We start from the raw sequence: 20,594 nt of genomic DNA on the forward strand, positions 1-20,594 counted from the left end.
AAACGTTTTGCGTGAGCCAATACAAATCCTTACGCGGCGTTTTTTCCGGGTTTACAAATGCAAGATGAGCGTTGCAATCCTTACGGGAAAAACGGTGGCGCATACCCAGTCAATGCACCAGGGCGGCCGATTATAGCCACCCGATAATTCAGGCGCCATCCACCTTCGTGTCATTCCAACAAATTTCCTTATTTTTCTTACCGTTACTTATTTTTTATCTCGCGATGTTGTATTCTTCGCTGCTTGCTTAAGACCAGCAGCAACTATTCAAACGATTCCAAGGTCTCCGGGGGAAGGGCGCATGGGTTCGGCGTTCTATCGGTAGAGCCCGAGCCGCTTTTCGACGTTCCAACATGCACCGCTCCTTTCTCGCCCTGCAAGGCACGGCTTCCCCGTTCTTTAGCCGACTTGCCGCTGCACTGCGCGAGCGTGGTCACGCGGTACGCCGAGTTAATTTCTGCGGTGGTGATTTGGCTTACGCCGGTAATGGCGACGCCTGGAATTTCCGTGGCCAAGCGAGCGAATTAACAGATTGGTATGTCAATCGAGTGAAAGCAGGCGGTTTTACCGATGTCATAATGTTCGGCGACTGCCGTGAAATTCATCGCCATATGCATCCTGTTGCGCAAGCTAATGGGATGCATGTTCACGTCTTCGAAGAAGGCTACGTGCGCCCGCACTGGCTGACACTGGAAAAACACGGTGTAAATGGCCGTTCGCCATTACCCCGCGACCCCGCGTGGTATCGGGATCAACGCCGCTCCATACCGCCGAGCCCCGCAGGGCAGCCCACCGGCTACAACCTCTACGAACGCGCCTTCCACGACATCCGTTATCGCACCGCGAACACGCTGTTCGCCACGCGCTTCCCGCATTACCGCAGTCATCGTCCGAGAAACGGTTTTTTTGAATACTCAGGACTCGCCACGCGTGCGTTGCGTCAACGCCAGCATCATCGCGATTCCGATAATGTCACGCGGGATCTGCTCGAAGCCGGTCAAGCGTATTACATCTTCCCGCTGCAATTGAACTCGGACGCGCAGATCGTCGTTCACTCGCCGTTTGACGGCGTGCGTGAAGCAATAGCAAAAGTAATCAGGTCATTCGCGCAGCAGGCCCCGGCCGATAGTTGGCTCGTGATCAAAAATCACCCCCTCGACACAGGCCTGATCGACTACCGCCGTCATTCCGAGCAACTCGCACGCGAGCTCGGCATCGCCGATCGTCTGCGTTTCATCGACGCTGGCCATCTCCCGACGCTTCTCGATCACGCACGCGGCGCCGTGGTGGTGAATAGCACGGTCGGCTTGTCGGCGCTGCACCACCGCCGTCCGCTGATCGCGCTCGGCACGGCGATCTACAGCATGCCGGGCCTGACCTGGCAAGGCTCGCTGGACGATTTCTGGCTGCATGGCGAGCAGCCGGACATGCATCTGTACCAGGCTTTCCTGGACTACGTCGTCCACCACACCCAGATCAACGGCGACTTCTACACCCGCAGCGGCATTGCCATGGCAACAGCCGGCGCAGTGCGACGTCTCGAGGCGGCGGCACATGCCTAACGCCACCCCGCGCCATATCGTGATCACCGGCGCGAGTGCGGGGCTCGGCCGCGCGCTCGCGCAGGCGTATGCGGCGCCCGGTGTTGTTCTCGGTCTCATCGGCCGTGACGAGAAAAGACTCGAAGAATCGGCCAGCGCCTGCCGCGCAAAAGGCGCGAGAGTGGAAACCGCGCTGATCGACGTCCGCGATGCCCAGACGATGCAATCCTGGCTTCACCAATTCGACGACGCCCACCCAATCGACCTTCTGATCGCCAACGCCGGCGCGGCCAGCACGCTCGCGTCCGCCCTGGACTGGGAAGAGCTGGAGCGCACAGCCACGATCGTCGACACCAATTTCTACGGCGCGATGCACGCAGCCCTTCCAGTTATCGCCCGCATGCGCCCGCGGCGCAGTGGCCAGGTCGCGCTGATCAGCTCGCTCGCCGCCTTGCGCGGCATGGCCATTTCGCCGGCCTACTGCGCCAGCAAAGCGGCCATCAAAGCCTATGGCGATTCAGTCCGTCCGATCCTGTCGCGTGATGGCGTCCGCATGTCGATCGTCTTGCCGGGCTTCGTGAAGACGGCAATGAGCGACGTTTTCCCCGGCGACAAACCGTTCCTCTGGTCGGCCGACAAAGCCGCGCAGCACATCCAGCGCAAATTGAATGCAGGCCGCGCCGAAATCGCGTTCCCCGGTTTGCTTGCTTTCGGCATGCGTCTTCTGCCGTTGCTGCCGGTGGTCATGGCCGATGCGATTCTGGGCGGGCTGTCCTATTTGCCCCGCGAGGAGCGCTGATTGGATACGACGCTCGCGCTCAGCTTCACGGTCGCCGCCGGCCTCGCGCTTCTGCCGGAAGCGATCGCGGTGCCGCGCGCGTCGTTGCGCCGCTCGCCGATTGCTTTTGCTTTGCACGTCGCCGCAATTGTTTTCATCTGCCTGTGCCTGTTGCTGGTCACCGGGCGCGCAAGATTTTCCGCATTTGTCGCAATCGCGCTGGTTGCGCTGCTTGCCGGCGTGAGTAACGCCAAATACGCGTCGCTACGCGAGCCGTTTGTCTTCACCGATCTGAGCCTGTTCAGTCAGCTGTTCGCGCATCCGCGTTTGTACTTGCCGTTTCTCAGCGTAGGCACGGTGGTGGCGATCGTCGTTGGTATCGCGGTGGTGATCGGCGGTTTCGTTGCGGACACCCCCATGGCCAGCAGGCCGTTCGGGGCGATCGCGATCGCTGCGGCCGCCTGCCTCGCCACTGTCTATCTGCTCGCCGCACGCTTGCCGCTCACACTGAATCCCTCTGACGACCAGAAGCGTCATGGTTTCTTCGCGGTATTCGTCGCTTATCTACTCAACGGCATGAAACCGGGCACACCGCGCCAATTGCGCGACGCGCTGGCCGCCGGTCCGTTTGCCACAGGCGCGCCGCGCTCGACGCCCGACGTGATCCTGATCCAGAGCGAATCGTTCTTCGACGCCCGTGGCCTCACTGAATCGATTGCGCCGGCCATCCTGCATCACTTCGACACCGCGCGCCGCGAGTCGGTCCAGCATGGCGAACTGGCCGTCCCAGCCTGGGGCGCCAATACCATGCGCACGGAGTTCGCGGTCCTGACCGGTGTCGAAGGCGCGCAACTCGGCTATGCACGCTTCTACCCGTACGCATTCGTGCGCCGTGCCTGCGCATCGCTCGCTTCGTGGTTCAAACAAGGTGGCTATCAGACCCAGGCGATTCACCCGTACTACGCGGATTTCTTCGGCCGTGAGCGCGCCTTCAGCCATCTGCAGATCGACCGTTTCCTCGATATCAAATCGTTCGCCGATGCCCCGCGCGCCGGCCCCTACGTCGCCGACATGGCGGTGGCCGAATCGATCATCCAGGCACTCGACGAACCGCGCGACAAGCCCGCCTTCATCTTCGCGATGACGATGGAAAACCACGGTCCGCTACACCTTGAACCCGTGCAGGCAGGCGAGGGCGCCGCCTTCCACACGCTGGGCGACGACGCGCGCTGGCGCGATCTGACCGCCTATCTGCGCCATCTTGCCAACGCCGACGCGATGCTCGGCCGGCTGCTCGCCGCACTGCGCGCACGGCGCCGCGACACGGTGCTGTGTTTTTACGGCGATCACGTGCCGGCACTCCCACACATATTCAGCGAACTCGGCTGTGAGCCGGCTCGCAGCGACTACTTTATCTGGCGCAATTACGGCGACGCGCCCGCCACGAATGAAGCTTTGCGTGCCGAGCAACTCGGCCTCGCCCTGATTCGAGCACTCGAACCAGGTTTGCCGAGCGGTGAACCGGCGCGCGCGTTGCACCCAACAACAGAACAATGACCAAACCGATTGCAATTGTGGGGATGGCCTGCCGTTTCCCCGGCCATGTCGAGAGCCCTGAAGATTTCTGGGCGCTGCTGCGCGACGAAAAAGACGCGGTCACGCAAGTACCGGAAGACCGTTTCGGCACGGAGTTCTATCAGCACCCGTCCAAACGCGAAGCGGGCAAGAGTTACACGTTCTCAGCGGGCGTGCTCGACGATGTCGCTGGTTTTGACGCAGCTTTTTTTGGCATTTCGCCGCGCGAAGCGCAGCAGATGGATCCGCAGCAACGTCTGTTGCTCGAACTCGCATGGGAAACCTTCGAAGATGCGGGCGTGCGTCCGCGCGACATGGAAGGCAGCAATTGCGCGGTCTACATCGGTGTCGCGAGCCCAGACTACGGCAATCGTTTCGTCGACGACCTGAACGCGGTCGATCCGTATTCGGCCACGGGCAACACGCTCAGCATCGCGTCCAACCGTCTGTCCTATCTGTTCGACTTGCGCGGGCCGAGCGTGTCGGTCGATACGGCGTGTTCGTCGTCGCTGGTCGCCTTGCATCAGGCGTGTCAGGCGCTGCAATCGGGCGACGCCGAGATGGCGCTCGCGGGTGGCGTCAATCTGCTGCTGCATCCATTCGGTTTCGTGACGTTCTCGAAAGCGTCGATGTTGTCGCCTCGCGGACGCTGCCGCGCGTTCGACGCAACCGGCGACGGTTACGTGCGCTCGGAAGGCGGCGGGCTGGTGATGCTCAAGACGCTCGAGCGCGCCCTGGCGGACGGCGACACGATTCACGCGGTGATCGCAGGTTCGGGCGTCAATTCGGACGGCTACTCGCAGGGCGGAATCAGCGTGCCGGGCGCGGCGACACAAGCGGCATTGCTGCGCACGGTCTACGAACGCGCGGGCGTCGATCCGCGCTCGCTCGCCTATGTCGAGGCACACGGCACGGGCACGGCAGTTGGCGATCCGATCGAAGCGCGCGCCTTGATGGAAGTTGCGTCAGCGGGGCGTGCGGTCGATCAGCCGTTATTGATCGGTTCCGTGAAGACCAACGTCGGCCACCTCGAAACGGCTTCGGGTATGGCGGGGCTGATGAAGGCGATTCTGTGCCTGAAGCACCGTGCTGTGCCGAAGACCTTGCATTTCGAAACGCCGAATCCGGCGATCGATTTCATCGGCGGCCGCTTGCGTGTCGTGGACCGGCTGACTCCGCTCGACGGTGGCGCGGAGCCGCTGGTGATCGGCGTCAATTCGTTCGGTTTTGGCGGCACCAATGCGCACGTCGTGTTGCGGGAAGCACCGGCAGCGGGCGCCATCGCGCGAACCGAAGACGATTCACAGGCACTGTCGCCGCTGATCCTCTCGACTCGCACCGCAGCCGCGCTACCCGCACTGGCCGCACGTTATCTGTCGATGCTCGACAACGGCACGCCGTGGAGCATCCTGGCATCGAACGCGGCGCATCGCCGCCAGTGGCTCAAGCATCGCGCGATCATCGCGCCGGCGACCCAGGCCGAGGCGCGCGCCGCGCTTGCCGCGTTAGCCGAACCGACGTCGGATCACACAGAACCGGCATTCGTGCAGGGTGAAACCCCGGGCGACGATAGCCGCCTCGCACTGGTGTTCTCCGGCAACGGTTCGCAGTGGGCCGGCATGGGCAAGCAATTGCTCGAACAGGAGCCGGTGTTCCGTGCCGCGCTCGACGAACTCGACACGCTGTGGCGCGCCGACGGCAGTGCCTCGCTGGTCGAGGTGCTGCGTGAAGGCGTTACCGCCGCCACGCTGGAAGCCACGGAGCATGCGCAGCCGCTGCTGTTTGCGATCCAGGTGGGCGTCGTGCGCGTGATCGAAGCACGTGGCGTCGGCTATGACGTGTGCCTCGGCCACAGCGTCGGCGAAGTCGCCGCAGCGTGGGCCTCCGGTGCGCTGACGCTGGCGCAGGCCGTTCATGTGATCAAGGTCCGCAGCCGCGCTCAGGCAAGCACGCGCGGCACGGGGCGCATGGCCGCCGCCGGGCTCGGCGAAGCCGCCGTGCGCGCGCTGATGGCGCAACTCGGCGTGGACGCCGCGGTGGAAGTCGCGGGTGTCAACAGTCCGCAGGCGGTCACGCTGGCCGGCCCGCTTGGCGCGTTGCAGGTGCTCGAAGCCGCCGTGAAGGAAAGCGGCCGCTTCTTCCAGATGCTGGAACTGGACTACGCATTCCACAGCCGTCAGATGGACCCGATCGAGGCGAGCGTGCTGCAGGGCCTCGCGGATCTCGCGCCGAATGCCGCAACACGTAGCTTCGTTTCGACCGTCACAGGCGCAGAGCTCGCCGGCACCGAACTCGATGCGCACTACTGGTGGCGCAATATCCGCGAACCGGTGCGTTTCGGCGATGCCATTGCGCAGATCGCCCAGACGGGCGTGCGCCTGTTCCTCGAAGTCGGCCCACATTCGATTCTGCGCAGCTATGTGGCGCAGACGCTCGACGAGGCCCGCGTCAGCGGCCGCTCGTTGTCCACGCTCAAGCGCAATCACGACAGCGCGCAGATGCTGCACCATGCGATCTACGCCGTGCTCGCAAACGGCGCGCGGGTCGACGCCGAACGTTTCGCACCGATGACTGCGCGTGTGGCACTACCGTCCTATCCGTGGCAGCACGAACGCTATTGGCTCGGCCCGACAGCCGAGGCTTACAACCTGGTCAATCGGCGTCGCGAACACCCGTTGCTCGGCTACCGTCTGCGCGAGCACGCGCTCGCCTGGGAAAATCAGCTCGATCCGGCCGGTCTGCCCCTGCTGGCCGATCACGTGGTCGATGGCGGCGTGGCGTTCCCGGGCGCGGGTTACGTCGAAATGGCGCTGGCGGCCGCGCGCGTGCATTTTGGCACGCAAAGCTGCGCGGTCGAGAACCTCGAAATCCGTCTGCCGGTCGTATTCCAGCCGCAGCATTCGAAGCTGTTCCGCTTCACGGTCGACGTGCGCACCGCGAGCTTCACGATCGAAACACGCGACCGGATGTCCGACGAAGCGTGGTCGCTCAACGTCACCGGCCGCTTGCTGGCGAGCGGTTGCGCGCTGGGCACAGAAGGCGGCGTGAGCACATTGCCGGCCACCACGCTCACCGACCTGTTCGCGCAGCCGGCCATGTCCGGTAATACGCTGTATGCAAACACCACCGCGATAGGCTTGAGCTACGGCCCCGCATTCCAATGGGTGCGCGCGGTGCATGTCGACGCGGACGCCGACATTGCGCTTGCGGAGGTGGAAGTCCCCGCGGTACTCGCGCAAACCGAAGCCGCACTGAACGCCTACGCGCTTCATCCGGCATTGATGGACAGTGGTTTCCATCCGCTGTTCGCGTTGCTTGCGTCGGCGGGTCAGGCTGAGATCGAACACGCTGCCTATGTGCCGGTGCAAATCGGACGCATCGACTATCTGCGCGGCGACGCAATTCGCTACGTGGTCGCCCGGATTGAGCGGCGCAGTCCGCATTCGGTGGTGGCATCGTTCGAATTCTCCGACGCGCATGGTGCGATCGTCGCACGGCTCGGCGCGTGCCGTTTCCGCCGCGTCGATCTGGTGGGGCGTCGCCAGCATGCGCCGGCACGCTACGCATATATCGCCGAAGCGAGGCCGCTTGCCGCCGACCTCGACGCACACATGTTGCCCGAGCCGGCCGCATTGCTCGAAGACGGCGTCGCAGCATTGGCGACGCAAGAAGATCAGCCGCGCCGACAGGCCCATCTGACTGAAATGCTGCCGCTGCTGGACGTGCTCGCCAGCGCGTACGCATTGAACGCGCTCGACGCGATGCATGTTTTCGCCCAAGCGACGCTGCCGGACTGTGCTCACCCGGCACTGTTGGCGCGTCTCGTCCAGATCGTCGTCGAAGACGGTCTGGCGCAGCGCGACGGTACGCGTCTCGTGCGAGACGCGGCGGCCTGCGCGACGCTGCCGGGCATCGACGAACTGTGGCGCGACCTGCTTGCGCAGTCACCCGCGCATGTGGCCGAACTGACGCTGCTCGCGCATTGTGGCGCGGCGCTGCCTGCCGTGTTGCGCGGCGAAGTGAACGGCGCGCAGATCCTGCCGCCGTCGCGCAGCAGCCTGGTCGAGCACTTCTTCGAAGCTTCGCCGACGTGGGCGCATGTCAATGCGTTGACCGGCGCCTGCCTGCATCGCGCGATCGAAGGGTGGAGCGAACCGCGCCGCCTGCGCGTGCTTGAACTCGATTCGCCGTTGAGCGACGTGCTTCAACCGCTCGCGATTCACGTACCGGTATCACGCTGCGACTACACGATTGCAGGCACGCATGAGCAGTTGAGCGGCTTCGATGCGAGCGAGCATCCGTCCATCCGGATCGCGAACATCGAGTTCGGCGAGACGCCGCGTCTGTCTGGAATCGAAGCCGGCGAGCGTTACGACATCGTCGTGGCGAGCCACGTGCTTGCCGCACAGACCGAGCCGCGCGCGCTGCTCGCCGCGCTGCGCGGCTGGCTTGCGCCAGGCGCGCTGGTGATGATCGCGGAGCCGCGCAATAGCCGCTTCGCCGATATCGTGTTCGATCTCGACGTGGACGCCGCGCACGCCAACGCGCGCCGCGCGGCATGGCTGTCGCCGGCGGCGTTGACGAAACACCTCGAAGAGGCCGGCTTTGAACAGGTCGCACGGCATACGGAACAGGGCCTGGATCTCGAAGGCGCACCGACGCTGATCGTCGCACGCGAGCCGCGTACTGGCGTTTCTGCCGGCAACGTGGGCGAAGCGCAGACGCCGTCAGCGCATTGGTCCTTGCTGTACGCAGCGGAAACCGGGGCCGACGAAACCCTCACCGCTGCCTTGCAGGCAGCCGGCCATACGACGTCGAGCAGCACGCTCGCGGCGCTGCGTCACGACATGAGCAAGCTGGAGGCGCCGGCAGGGCGTCCGCATCACGTCGTATTCATCGCGCCGGATCACCCCCTGTCCGCCGATGCGGACGGCGCGGAAGTGATGCACGTCCAGCAGCAAACCACGCTCGCGCTGGCGCAACTGGTGCGTGATCTCGCCGCCGTTGCCGGCGTGATGCAGCCGCAATTGTGGATCGTGACGCGCGGCGGTGCGCCGGTCGCCACACCGTTTGCCGATGCCGCAACGCTGCGTCCTGAGCAAGCTGCGATGTGGGGGCTCGGCCGTGTGCTGGCTAACGAGCATCCGGAACTGTCGTGCCGTCTGATCGACCTGTCTCCGGCGTGCTGCGGTGCAGGTGCCGAGCTGGCGCGCGAACTGCTCTCGTCCGACGGCGAAGAAGAAGTGCTGCTCACGCCACATGGCCGCTACGTGCCGCGCATGTTGCCGGCGGCGAGCGCTGCACTGCGCAGCGAATCTGCCGCGGTACGCCCACAGAATGAAGCCGCGGTGCTCGGTTTCGCATCGCCCGGTTCGTTGCGCAATCTCGAATGGTTCGCGCTCGCGCAACACGAACTTGCCGCCGATGAAGTCGAAATCGAGCCGGTTGCGACCGGGCTCAATTTCCGCGACGTGATGTACGCGATGGGTTTGCTGTCCGACGAGGCCGTCGAAAACGGTTTTGCTGGCGCGACGATCGGCATGGAACTGTCGGGGCGCGTCGCGCGCGTCGGCCGTAACGTGCGGCGTTTCTCACCGGGCGATGCGGTGCTCGGTTTCGCGCCGGCGTCCTTCGCGACCCATGTGCGCACGAAGGCCGAGGCCATCGCTCACAAGCCCGAACGTCTGACATTCGAAGAAGCGGCCACGGTGCCGACCACCTTTTTCACGGCGTATTACGCACTGTGCGAGCTGGCGCGGCTGCGCCGCGGCGAGCGCGTGCTGGTGCATGGCGCGGCAGGCGGTGTGGGGATCGCGGCGATCCAGCTGGCGCGCCACCTGGGCGCGGAAGTTTTCGCGACCGCCGGTAGCCGCGAGAAGCGCGAATTCGTGCGCCTGCTCGGCGCCGACCACGTGTTCGATTCGCGCAGCCTTGCATTTGCCGATGAAATCCGCGAGCGCACGCAAGGTGCGGGCGTCGACATCGTGCTCAATTCGCTGGCCGGGGAGGCGATGGTGCGCAGCATCGACACGCTGCGTCCGTTCGGCCGTTTCCTCGAACTCGGCAAGCGCGACTTCTACGAGAACAGCCGCATTGGTCTGCGGCCGTTCCGCAACAACATCAGCTATTTCGGCATCGATGCCGACCAGTTGATGAGCGCATTGCCGGATCTGACCGCTCGTCTGTTCGAAGAGGTCATGCAGCTGTTTGCGGACGGCGTGCTGCATCCGTTGCCGTATCGTGCGTTCCCGGCCGAACGGGTCGAGGAAGCATTCCGTCATATGCAGCAGGCGCGTCAGATCGGCAAGGTCCTCGTGACGTATCCGGCGGGCACACCGAGTCCGTCGCGTACAACGGGCGGCGCTGAAGCGCTGCAACTCGATCCGAAAGCGGCCTATCTGATCGTCGGCGGCACGGGCGGGCTTGGATTCGCCACCGCGCGCTGGATGATGTCGTGCGGCGCGCGCCACCTGACGCTCGCGAGCCGTTCAGGCACGCTCGCACCGGAACTCGCCGCAGAGGCCGCGCGTTGGCGTGAAGAAAATGGCACACAGGTGCACACGGCAGCCTGCGACGTCACCGACGCGGCCACGCTCGACGCAGCGCTCGCCGATATCGCCGCGCGCGGTACACCGCTCAAAGGTGTGCTGCACTCGGCCATGGTGATCGACGACGGCCTCGTGCGTAATCTCGACGACGCGCGTTTCGCCGCGGTGCTCGCGCCGAAGCTGGCCGGCGCATGGAATCTGCACCGCGCCACGCGTGGCATGAAGCTCGACTTCTTCGTGGTCTATTCATCGGCGACGACTTTCCTCGGCAATCCGGGGCAGTCGAGCTATGTGGCGGCCAATACCTTCCTCGAGGCGTTGATTGCCCAACGCCGCGCGGCCGGCTTGCCGGGCACGTACATGGCATGGGGCCCACTGGACGACGTCGGCTTCCTCGCCCGCAATGCGGAGACCCGTGAAGCGCTGCAGGCACGCATCGGTGGCCTGTCGATCACGTCGGCCGAAGCGCTCGCTGCATTGGAGCGCGCGATCGTCGACATGACCGTGGGCGAAGCGGTGGTGCGGCTCGACTGGCAGGCGCTTTCGCCTGGCATGCCGGCCGCGCGCGCGCGTCGCTACACGGACATGCATGCGCGCGGCAGTCACGAACCGGCACGTCAGGGCGGCGCGCAGATGCGTGACCAGATTCTCGGACTGGCATTCGCGGATGCGTTGCCACTGGTTTCGGAAACCTTGCAGGCACAGATTGCACGCATCCTGCACATGTCGCCGGAAAAAATCGAAACCGGCCGCTCGATTCTCGACATGGGCATGGATTCGCTGATGGGCATGGAGCTCGGCATGGCTGTTGAAGAGAGCTTCCAGGTCAAGCTGTCGATCATGACAATGGCCGAAGGCGCAACGGTGCATTCGCTGGCGCAGCGGATTGTCGAATCGATCCAGACGCAGAACGAGACGGCGGAGCCGAACAGTGCGGCGGCTCAGGTGGCGACGTTCGCCGCGCAACATGCGCTCGATGTCGGCACGCATGTGCTGGCCGATGTTGCCGGTGCGTTGTCGGGGCAACCGGACGCGACAACGCCTGTCTCGACGCAAACTGCGACGGAGCTCGTTTGATGAACGCGCCCGCAGGTTGGAGCCGCAGCGAAGGAACGCTCGCGCGACCGCTGACGTTAAGCGGTCACGGCCTGCATACCGGGCGGCGCGTGAACGTGCGAATCCTTCCGGCCGAACCCAATGGCCCGCGCGGCATCGTATTCCGGCGGATGCGGGGCGGCGGCGTGCTGGCCGAACTCACGGTGAGTCCGGCATTGCGGCGCGGTCAGCCGCTTTGCACGATGCTCGAAAGCGCCGATGGCGTTCGTGTGCGCACCGTCGAGCATTTGCTGGCGTCGCTGCTGACCTGCGAAATCGATCGCGCGACCGTCGAACTGGATGCCGAAGAAGTACCGATTCTGGATGGCAGCGCGCAACCGTGGATCGACGCGATCCATGCGTGCGGGCGGACCGAGTTGCCGCATGCCAAGCGCTTCATTCGTGTGCTGCGTCCGGTGAAAATTGCCGACGGCGAGGGCACGCGCGACGAGCGCAGTATCTCGATCGAGCCGTCGGCCGCCTATGAAATGGCCGTGCGCAACGATCTGAAAGGCTTCGGCGCATTGCGCTGGGACGGCGCGGTAACACCGGCGAGTTTTGCCGAGGAGATCGCACCGTCGCGTTCATATGGACGCGTCAAATGGGCGATCCCCGCGATTCTCGCCGGCTATGTGCGCGGCATGCCGATTCTGCGTGGCGCGCGCCTGTCGTGTACGGCCGCGATCATCGGTAACCGTGTGCTGGGCGGTATGCGCGTACCCGATGAATTTGTGCGGCACCGCGTACTGGATTTGGTCGGCGACATGGCGATGGCCGGCGCGCCCTTGCTCGGTCGCGTCACCGCGTTGCGGCCAAGTCATGAAATGAATTACCGGCTGGTTGCCGAACTGCTCGCCACGCGCGACGCGTGGGAATGGGCCGAATTTCCGGCTTGATATCGACATCAGGCCAGCACCTCACAGGGTTATCTGAACAGCATGGGATTGGGTGATCACATCCGCCAGCAACTCGCCGCGAAGGCGTTGATGCGGCAACTGGAACGCGTCTCCGAAGAGGCGCAGACGCCGGGCGTGCCGTTGCCGACTGGTGGCACGCGCGCGGCGCAGGACGCTGCGCGCGCCGCACTCTGCCGCTTCGAGACCATGCCGGGTTATCAGCAGGTCGAAATAATGCGGCAGATGGGCGAGAAGCTGCAGGTGCAGTCGCCGTTTTTTCGCGTGCACGAAGGTATTGCGGGCGCGACCACGCAGATCGGCGGCGCGGAGTATCTGAACTACGCGAACTACAACTATCTCGGTCTCGCCGGCGATCCGCTCGTTTCCGCGCGTGCGAAGGCCGCGATCGACCGCTATGGCACATCGGCATCGGCGAGCCGGATGGTGGCGGGTGAACGGCCCGTGCAGCGCGAACTCGAAGCGGCGCTCGCTGCGTTGTACGAGGTGGACGATTGCGTCGTGTTCGTGAGCGGCCATGCCACCAACGTCACGGTGATCGGTTCGCTGTTCGGTCCCGGCGATCTGGTCGTGCACGATTCGCTCGCGCACAACAGCATCGTGCAAGGCGCGCAATTGAGCGGCGCAAAACGGCTGAGCTTTCCGCACAACGACTGGCAGGCGCTCGATGCGTTGCTTGCACGGGTACGGCACGATTACCGGCGTGTGCTGATTGCGATCGAAGGCCTGTACAGCATGGACGGGGACATTCCCGATCTGGCGCAGTTCGTCGACATCAAGCGCCGGCATGCCGCGTTTCTGATGGTGGATGAAGCACACTCGCTCGGCGTGCTCGGCGAACGGGGCAAGGGCGTTCGCGAGCATTGCAGCGTGGCGAGCGGCGATGTCGATATCTGGATGGGCACGCTCAGCAAAACATTGGCGGGATGCGGCGGGTTTATCGCGGGCTCGCAGGCGCTGATCGATATCTTGCGGCATCTCGCGCCCGGCTTTCTGTATAGCGTGGGCCTCGCGCCCGCACTGGCGGCCGCGTCGCTTGCCGCGTTGGAAAGACTGATTGCCGAACCGGAGCGGGTGGCGCTTCTGCGCGCGCGTGGCAAACAGTTTCTCGACGAAGCGCGGGCCGCCGGTCTCGACACCGGCAAAAGCGCGGGCTATGCGGTCGTACCGATCATTACCGGCAGCACCCTGAAGGCGGCGCAGTGGGCCAACGCGATGTTTGCGGACGGCATCAACGTGCAGCCGATTTTCTACCCCGCTGTTGAAGAAAAGGCGGCGCGTTTGCGGTTTTTCATCTGTTCGACGCATGAGCCGGAACAGATCAGTCGAACCATTGCGGCGCTCAGGCGCCTGCCTCGTTAGAGAAGGACACCCGTCATGTACGCCGTTCAATCAGAGCGCGTTCGCGCGCCGCAGCAGGACCGCGAATCGGGCGCGTTGCAGTCCCGCCCCGCGCGAGCGGAAGACGCCGAGGCGTGCGCACCGCTGATCTTCGCCTCCGGCGTGCGTGAGTTCGGGTTCTTTCTCGGTGAATCTGACAAGCGCTGCGTCGAGTTTCTGGAATTCGCCTTCACGTCGAAACACGGCCGATTCTCCTATCGGCGTCACCACGTCGCCGTGACAGGCGACGGCAAGGTGGTGGCGGTGCTTGCCATGCATGACGGCCGGAACATCTGGTTTGATGATCCGCATGTCGCGCTCATGCTGCTCATGTTTTTCGGCGTGCGCCGTACGGTTGCCATGCTGTTGCGCGGCCTGGTGCTGGAGAGTGAGCTGCCCGCGCCGAAGTCGTCGCAGACCCTGATTGCGCATTGCGCGACGGGTGAGCAGATGCGGAGTACCGGTGTGTTCAGCACGCTATTTACCAGCGTGCTGCGCGCGGGTTTGATGCACGACGAACCGGATCGGCAGATCGTATTAGATGTACTGGTCAGCAATCGGCGCGCGTACGACCTGTATCAACGCCTCGGTTTTGTCGAACTGCCGCGCCGCGCGCCAATTTCGCGCCGTTTGCCACATGAACTAGAATCGGTGCGAATGCAGCTTATGCGCCGGGCTTGAATGGGGGCAGAGGGACTCGGCTCGCGCAAATTCAAAAATACCTAGAGAGGAAAAAGACCATGCATATTCATCCAGTGATTCTTTGCGGTGGGAGCGGCACCCGGCTGTGGCCGATGTCGCGCGGCGGATATCCGAAGCAATATCTCAAGCTGACGGGCGAAAACACACTTGTCCAGCAAACCGCACTGCGCCTCGCCGGTATCGCCGACGTCGCGTCGCCGATCGTCGTGACGAACAATGAACAGCGTTTTCTGGTTGCCGAACAGTTGCGCCAGGTCGATGTCGTGTCGTCAGCGATCGTGCTCGAGCCCGCCAGCCGCAACACGGCGCCGGCTATCGCGGTCGCGGCCTTGTTGGCACTGCGCGAAAGCCCGGACGCCTTGCTGCTCGTTTTGCCGTCCGATCACGTGATTAAAGGCGAAGCGGTCTTCGTCAAAGCGGCCGAAGCCGCGGCCCAGATCGCCAAAGATGGCTACCTGGTCACGTTCGGCATCACGCCGACCGAGCCGCACACCGGTTACGGCTACATTCGTGCGGGTGCGAGCCTGGTCGAAGGCGAGCCGACTTTTGCGGTCGACTCGTTTGTCGAGAAGCCGGATGCGGCGACAGCGCAGCGTTTTCTTGAGGACGGCAGCTACTACTGGAATAGCGGCATGTTCATGCTGAAAGCGTCCACCTACATGGAGGAACTGCGCCGCTACGAACCTGAAATCGCGAAGCAGGCAGAACTGTCGCTGGAAGGTGCGCAGCGCGACAACGATTTCGTCCGTCTCGACGCACAAACCTTTTCGGCCTGTCCCAACATCTCGGTCGACCATGCCGTGATGGAGAAAACGAAGCGCGCCGCCGTGGTGGCGGTAGCGGATCTCGGCTGGAACGACATCGGCTCGTGGACCGCGCTTGCCGACATTGCGGAGCGCGATGCGCAAGGCAATGCGCTGCTCGGCGACGTGCTGACCGACGCCGTGACCAATTCGTACATCCGCGCGGAGCACCGGCTGGTTGCCGCGATCGGGCTGGATAACGTCGTTATCGTCGAAACTGCCGATGCTGTGCTCGTGGCGCATCGCGACCAGGCGCAGGACGTCAAGAAAATCGTTGCGCAGTTGAATGCGATGGGACGTCACGAGTCGGTTACGCACCGTCGCGTGGTGCGGCCGTGGGGATCGTACGAAGGTATCGACAGCGGCGACCGGTTCCAGGTCAAGCGCATTGTCGTCAGCCCTGGCGCGCAACTGAGCTTGCAGATGCACCATCATCGTGCGGAGCATTGGATTGTCGTCAAGGGCACCGCGCTCGTGACCAACGGCGATAGAGAGATCATCCTGACCGAAAATCAATCGACGTACATTCCGCTCGGCGTGACGCATCGGTTGCTGAATCCGGGCAAGATTCCGCTCGAGTTGATCGAAGTGCAGTCCGGCGCCTATCTCGGCGAGGACGACATCGTGCGCTTCGAAGATACTTATGGGCGTGTCGCGAAGGCTTAAGCGCCATCACGACGGCTCGCGGTGCACACGGCGGCGAGAGCGTTGCCGTGTGCCGATTGACCCACGTCGAAACACGCGTTAACATCGTTTCCATGACCGCTTCTATCCATTCCCGTTCGCATTCTTTGCGCGCATGCTGTTGCAGCCTGCCAAGGGGAGCTTGCGTCTAGCGAGTCGATCTGTACACGTCCATATCCCTGAGGCCACCCGTCACACGACCGGTGGCCTTTTTGTTTTGGTGTGTCTGTTTTCATTTTTTACGTTCCGCTTTACGTTCACTAACGCGTTCGACACCACAGGAATTCACATGCCGCTCGCCCTGTACGACACCTGGTCGCGCACCTTGCGTGCTTTTGCGCCGATTCAAGCAGGCCATGTGGGCCTGTATTGCTGCGGCCCTACCGTGTACGACCACGCGCATATCGGTAACCTTCGAACCTATGTGTTCGAAGACGTGCTGCGACGCGTGATGGTGTTGAACGGCTATACCGTGCGGCACGTCGTCAATATCACCGACGTGGGTCATCTGGTCTCCGATGCGGATGAAGGCGAAGACAAAATGGAGAAGGGCAGCCGGCGCACCGGCGAGTCGGCGTGGACGATCGCGGAACGTTATACGGCAGATTTCATGAACGACTGGCGCGCGCTGAACCTGCTGGAACCCACCGTGTGGTGCCGCGCGACCGATCACATCGTAGAACAGATCGACTTCATTGCCGAGCTCGAGCGCAACGGCTATACCTACCGCACGGCCGACGGCGTCTACTTCGACACAAGCAAACAGGACGACTACGGCTTTCTCGCGCGGCTCGATATAGCGGGCCTGCAGGCCGGAAAGCGCATTGCACTGGGAGAAAAGCGGCGCGCGACGGATTTCGCGCTGTGGAAATTCAGTCCACCGGACTCCACGCGGCAGATGGAGTGGGATAGTCCATGGGGAAGAGGCTTTCCCGGTTGGCACATCGAATGCTCAGCGATGTCGGCGAAATATCTAAGCCCGTGGTTCGACATTCATTGCGGTGGAGAGGATCACATCGCCGTGCATCACAGCAATGAAATTGCGCAGACCCAGGCCCGCCATGGAACCCGCCTCGCGAACTTCTGGCTGCACGGACACTTCCTCACACTGGACGCGGGCAAGATGTCGAAGTCGGGCGGCGATTTCGTGCGTCTGCAGACGTTGATCGAGCGTGGTATCGATCCGCTCGCGTATCGGTACTTATGCCTGAGCGCGCATTACCGGAGCAGTTTGCGTTTCAATGCGGATGCGCTGGACGCCGCGCAATCCGCGTTGGACCGTTTGCGTAGAGCCTACGTGCGGTGGCCGGAAGGGGGCATGCCCGATGCGAATTGTGTCGATCGTTTCAAGGCGGAGGTCGATCAGGATCTGAACCTGCCACGTGCGCTTGCCGTGTTGTGGGAAGTGGTCAGAAGCGATCTGCCGGCAGCGACGCGACGAGCAACCGTCGATTATTTCGACGCGGTACTCGGGCTACGGCTCGCCGAATGGAAGGAGGACGCCGTGCACGTTCCTGCGGATATCGCGCTTCTCGCCGATGAGCGTGAGAAGGCCCGCGCGACTAAAGACTGGAACGAGGCCGACCGTCTGCGCGACCACCTAAGAGCGGAAGGCTGGCATGTTGAAGACAGCGCGAGTGGGCAGGTACTGCGTCGCCTCGATAAGGCGTAAGCAATGCGTTCGCTCGAGCCGTCGAAAATCCAGGCACAATAGGCAAGCCCGCGCCACTCGCGCGCGAATCGCCGATTCCGGTTAGCAAGGAAAGGAGGACGTATGAGCCAGCTTAAAGCCGTGGAATATTCCGCCGCGTCGCCCGAAGTCAAAGCCGTCTACGACGACATCAAGCAGACCCGCCAGGTCGACGACGTCAATAACTTCTGGAAGTACATCGCCCAGCATCCACCTACGCTGGCTCGCACGTGGGACAGTCTGAAAGACGTGATGGCGCCGGGTGCGCTCGATCCGCTGATCAAGGAATTGCTCTACGTTGCCGTGAGCGTGACGAACAACTGCGGTTACTGTGTCGCGAGTCATACGGCTGCGGCCCGCCGCGCCGGCATGAGCGACGAGATGTTCGGCGAGCTGCTGGCCGTGGTCGGCATGGCGAATGAGACTAACCGCCTCGCGGTGGGATATCGCGTACCGATCGATCCTGCGTTCGAGTAACGGCGCGTGCCCTCAGCCTTGCACGCCATGCCATCCGGCGAGCAAGGCGGGCAATTCGGCCATGTCCCGGAAGACGTGAATCGCGCCCGCGCCATGCAAGGCAGTGGCGCTGCTGTGGCTCAGTTCTTTCGGACAATAGCCGAACACTGTGGCACCGGCGGCCACGCCTGCCGTCACGCCCGTGACGGTATCGTCCACCACGGCGCAACGTTGCGGTTCTATGCCGACCCCCGCGGCTGCGGCGAGGTAGACATCGGGATACGGCTTGTTGCGCGGTGTTTCGTGGCCGCTGAAGATGCGTCCTTCGAAGCAGTCGAGAATACCGGCCTTCACCAGTTGCAATTCCACTTTGATGCGATCGGCGCCCGACGCGACAGCAATGCGTCCGTCAAGCGTCGCGTAAAGCGCACGCACGGCTGACGCCGCGCCGTCAATCGCCATCAACTCGCGATCGAGCGCTTCGTTACGGCGCGCGCGAAACTGCATGAGCCAATCCGTCGTAATCGCGAAGCCGGTGCGCGCTTCGATGAGTGCGGCTTCATCTTTGACGGCCTTGCCGACAAAAATGCGCATTGCCTCTTCAACGGTCAGTTGCCAACCCAACTCGCCGAGCATCTCGGTCAGCACGCGGTTGGTGATGGGTTCGGAGTCGACGAGCACGCCGTCGCAGTCGAAAAGTACGGCGTCGAAAGGGAAATCAGCCATCGGGCAGGGTACGGATAGAGGTCGCGGAACCGGCAAGGATACCTCACCGGCTCGCACGACGCTGCACAAAGGCCATGTGACCGGCCCCTGCGGAAGATCAGGACCCTGAAGCCTTATACCCGTCACTCAGCGTTTTCATAAACGCGATGATGTCCTGAATATCCTGATCCGTCATGGCCGGTTGATCACCGAACTTGCGATCGAACGGCGCGTCGGCGATATCCACATTGGCGTGATACTGCGCCGGTAGATCGTTGTACTTCTGTACCTTCCCGGAAGCATCGCGCGGATAGATCTTCTCAGGCGCCGTATTGCGCAGGTTGTAGAAGTCCATGACCTGCTTGAGGTCGTGATACACGCCGTTATGGAAGTACACCTTACGCTCGGCAACGTTGCGCAGGGTCGGTGTCAGGAACATGCCGCAGTACTGCGTTTCCTTCGTCATGTCGTCGCGGAACGGCCCGCACACGCCCATATCGAAGAACTTCGGATCCTTGTTGGCCGGAATGGCCGGATTACGCGGCACGCCAAGCGCCTCGTACTGCGTGTCGGTAAACACTGGCGGCAAGCCATCCTTGCTAGGCTGACTCAAATGGCAACCCGCGCAGTTAGCCTTGTCCTTGTCGTTGAACAACTGCAAGCCATGCAATTCAGCATGCGTCAGCCGTGCTTTACCTTCGAGCCAATAATCGTACTTGCTGGTAAAGGCATGAAACGACTGATCCTCGGTCTGATACCGTCCCACTGCGAACATGGCTTCCGAGATCAACAAACTCGGATTGTTGAGGATGCCCGGCCCGAAGATCTGTTTAAACTGGTCAACATACTTCGTTTGCAGCAGCTTGTGCGCGACATCGGCTTCCGTCGCATTGGCCATCTCCACCGGATTCATCAGCGGACCGATCGCCTGGATTTGCAGCGTATCGGCGCGGCCGTCCCAGAACAATCCGCCTTGCGGCACCATCGCCGGAGCGGCGGGCGCGGCAAGCGCCGTCTTCTGTGCACGCTGCACGCCGGCCGCCTGTGACGCCAGTTGCGTCATATCGACAGGCACATCGGTATCGCCCTGATCCGGCCCGATGCTGAACGGCGCCTGGCGGTACAGATACGCCAGCGACGGCGGCGGCCGATAACCCGCCTGATTCATGTGCGCGCCGCCGAGCTGAACCGGGAATGCGTTATCCGGCGCGTACGAATGCTGTGCCGAATGACACGATGCACACGACTGTGTACCCGACGCCGACAACGTCTGGTCGAAGAAAATCTGTTTGCCAAGCAGCGCAACCGCGCTCAGCGGAGCGTCTTGCGGACGCATCAAATGCACTGGAGCAGGATTCGCGCCGGTGATTTCTTCGACGATCACGCCGACTGCGGGCGGCATCCGTTCCGGGTAGACAAGCGCGTACGCGCAAACCACGACGAGCGCGAGCACGATGCCGGCGGCGCTCCACGCGAGCAGCCTGAGCCACGCGCGACGGGTAATGACGGGACCCGGCTCACCGCCAGCAGGCAGATGCGAGGGCAGGACGGCGTCTGAAGGATGATTCATGGCGATGGTGACTAGTAATTCGATCTGGTGCGATCAAAAAGCAAATCGAGCCAGCACGTTTGCACTGGCTCGACGCCTAACTACAGCTTGGTGTGTTTCCTGTTCTTCCCCGCGCTGCGCTTCGTGTCGTCATGCACGAACAGCGCGCGTGCA

The 20,594-nt window shown here is 63.1% G+C and carries 12 protein-coding genes; 10 read left to right on the forward strand and 2 right to left on the reverse strand.

What is annotated here, in order from left to right:
- Nucleotides 1-353 precede the first annotated feature (353 nt).
- The 10 genes from PQQ52_RS11055 to PQQ52_RS11100 all read left to right on the forward strand — a co-directional run bounded on the left by PQQ52_RS11055 (nucleotide 354) and on the right by PQQ52_RS11100 (nucleotide 18,187).
- Nucleotides 354-1,562: a capsule polysaccharide biogenesis protein gene (locus PQQ52_RS11055; protein WP_408210398.1), complete on the forward strand. Its 1,209-nt coding sequence runs from the start codon at nucleotides 354-356 to the stop codon at nucleotides 1,560-1,562.
- Nucleotides 1,555-2,340 (forward strand): SDR family NAD(P)-dependent oxidoreductase, encoded by a 786-nt coding sequence (locus tag PQQ52_RS11060; protein ID WP_408210401.1) that lies wholly within the window; start codon nucleotides 1,555-1,557, stop codon nucleotides 2,338-2,340. Before PQQ52_RS11055 ends, PQQ52_RS11060 begins: the two co-directional genes overlap by 8 nt.
- Entirely contained in the window at nucleotides 2,341-3,876 is a 1,536-nt protein-coding gene (locus PQQ52_RS11065; RefSeq protein ID WP_408210404.1) for an LTA synthase family protein, read from the forward strand.
- On the forward strand, nucleotides 3,873-11,519 hold the full coding sequence (locus PQQ52_RS11070) for an SDR family NAD(P)-dependent oxidoreductase (RefSeq protein WP_408210407.1): 7,647 nt from the start codon (nucleotides 3,873-3,875) through the stop codon (nucleotides 11,517-11,519). Before PQQ52_RS11065 ends, PQQ52_RS11070 begins: the two co-directional genes overlap by 4 nt.
- Nucleotides 11,519-12,433: a UDP-3-O-acyl N-acetylglycosamine deacetylase gene (locus PQQ52_RS11075; protein WP_408210410.1), complete on the forward strand. Its 915-nt coding sequence runs from the start codon at nucleotides 11,519-11,521 to the stop codon at nucleotides 12,431-12,433. Before PQQ52_RS11070 ends, PQQ52_RS11075 begins: the two co-directional genes overlap by 1 nt.
- A gap of 42 nt (nucleotides 12,434-12,475) precedes the next feature.
- The gene (locus tag PQQ52_RS11080) at nucleotides 12,476-13,813 is read left to right on the forward strand and encodes an aminotransferase class I/II-fold pyridoxal phosphate-dependent enzyme (RefSeq protein WP_408210413.1); all 1,338 of its coding nucleotides are present in this window, start codon (nucleotides 12,476-12,478) and stop codon (nucleotides 13,811-13,813) included.
- A gap of 15 nt (nucleotides 13,814-13,828) precedes the next feature.
- Nucleotides 13,829-14,512 carry a GNAT family N-acetyltransferase gene (locus PQQ52_RS11085; RefSeq protein WP_408210416.1) on the forward strand — a complete coding sequence of 228 codons (684 nt, stop codon included), beginning with the start codon at nucleotides 13,829-13,831 and terminating at the stop codon, nucleotides 14,510-14,512.
- Nucleotides 14,513-14,571: 59 nt separating this feature from the next.
- Nucleotides 14,572-16,002, forward strand: a complete 1,431-nt coding sequence (locus tag PQQ52_RS11090; RefSeq protein WP_408210419.1) for a mannose-1-phosphate guanylyltransferase/mannose-6-phosphate isomerase — start codon at nucleotides 14,572-14,574, stop codon at nucleotides 16,000-16,002.
- A gap of 307 nt (nucleotides 16,003-16,309) precedes the next feature.
- Nucleotides 16,310-17,692 carry a cysteine--tRNA ligase gene (gene cysS / locus PQQ52_RS11095; protein ID WP_408210421.1) on the forward strand — a complete coding sequence of 461 codons (1,383 nt, stop codon included), beginning with the start codon at nucleotides 16,310-16,312 and terminating at the stop codon, nucleotides 17,690-17,692.
- 102 nt (nucleotides 17,693-17,794) lie between these two features.
- Nucleotides 17,795-18,187 carry a carboxymuconolactone decarboxylase family protein gene (locus PQQ52_RS11100; RefSeq protein WP_408210424.1) on the forward strand — a complete coding sequence of 131 codons (393 nt, stop codon included), beginning with the start codon at nucleotides 17,795-17,797 and terminating at the stop codon, nucleotides 18,185-18,187.
- A gap of 12 nt (nucleotides 18,188-18,199) precedes the next feature.
- Here the strand turns inward: PQQ52_RS11100 and PQQ52_RS11105 are convergent, their stop codons facing one another.
- Both PQQ52_RS11105 and PQQ52_RS11110 read right to left on the reverse strand, forming a co-directional pair.
- Nucleotides 18,200-18,892: an HAD family hydrolase gene (locus tag PQQ52_RS11105; RefSeq protein ID WP_408210427.1), complete on the reverse strand. Its 693-nt coding sequence runs from the start codon at nucleotides 18,890-18,892 to the stop codon at nucleotides 18,200-18,202.
- A gap of 97 nt (nucleotides 18,893-18,989) precedes the next feature.
- Complete coding sequence (locus PQQ52_RS11110) at nucleotides 18,990-20,441, reverse strand: cytochrome-c peroxidase (RefSeq protein WP_408210430.1); 1,452 nt, start codon at nucleotides 20,439-20,441, stop codon at nucleotides 18,990-18,992.
- Nucleotides 20,442-20,594 lie beyond the last annotated feature (153 nt).

It is taken from the genome of Paraburkholderia sediminicola, assembly GCF_046030555.1.
GTDB lineage: Bacteria > Pseudomonadota > Gammaproteobacteria > Burkholderiales > Burkholderiaceae > Paraburkholderia > Paraburkholderia sediminicola_E.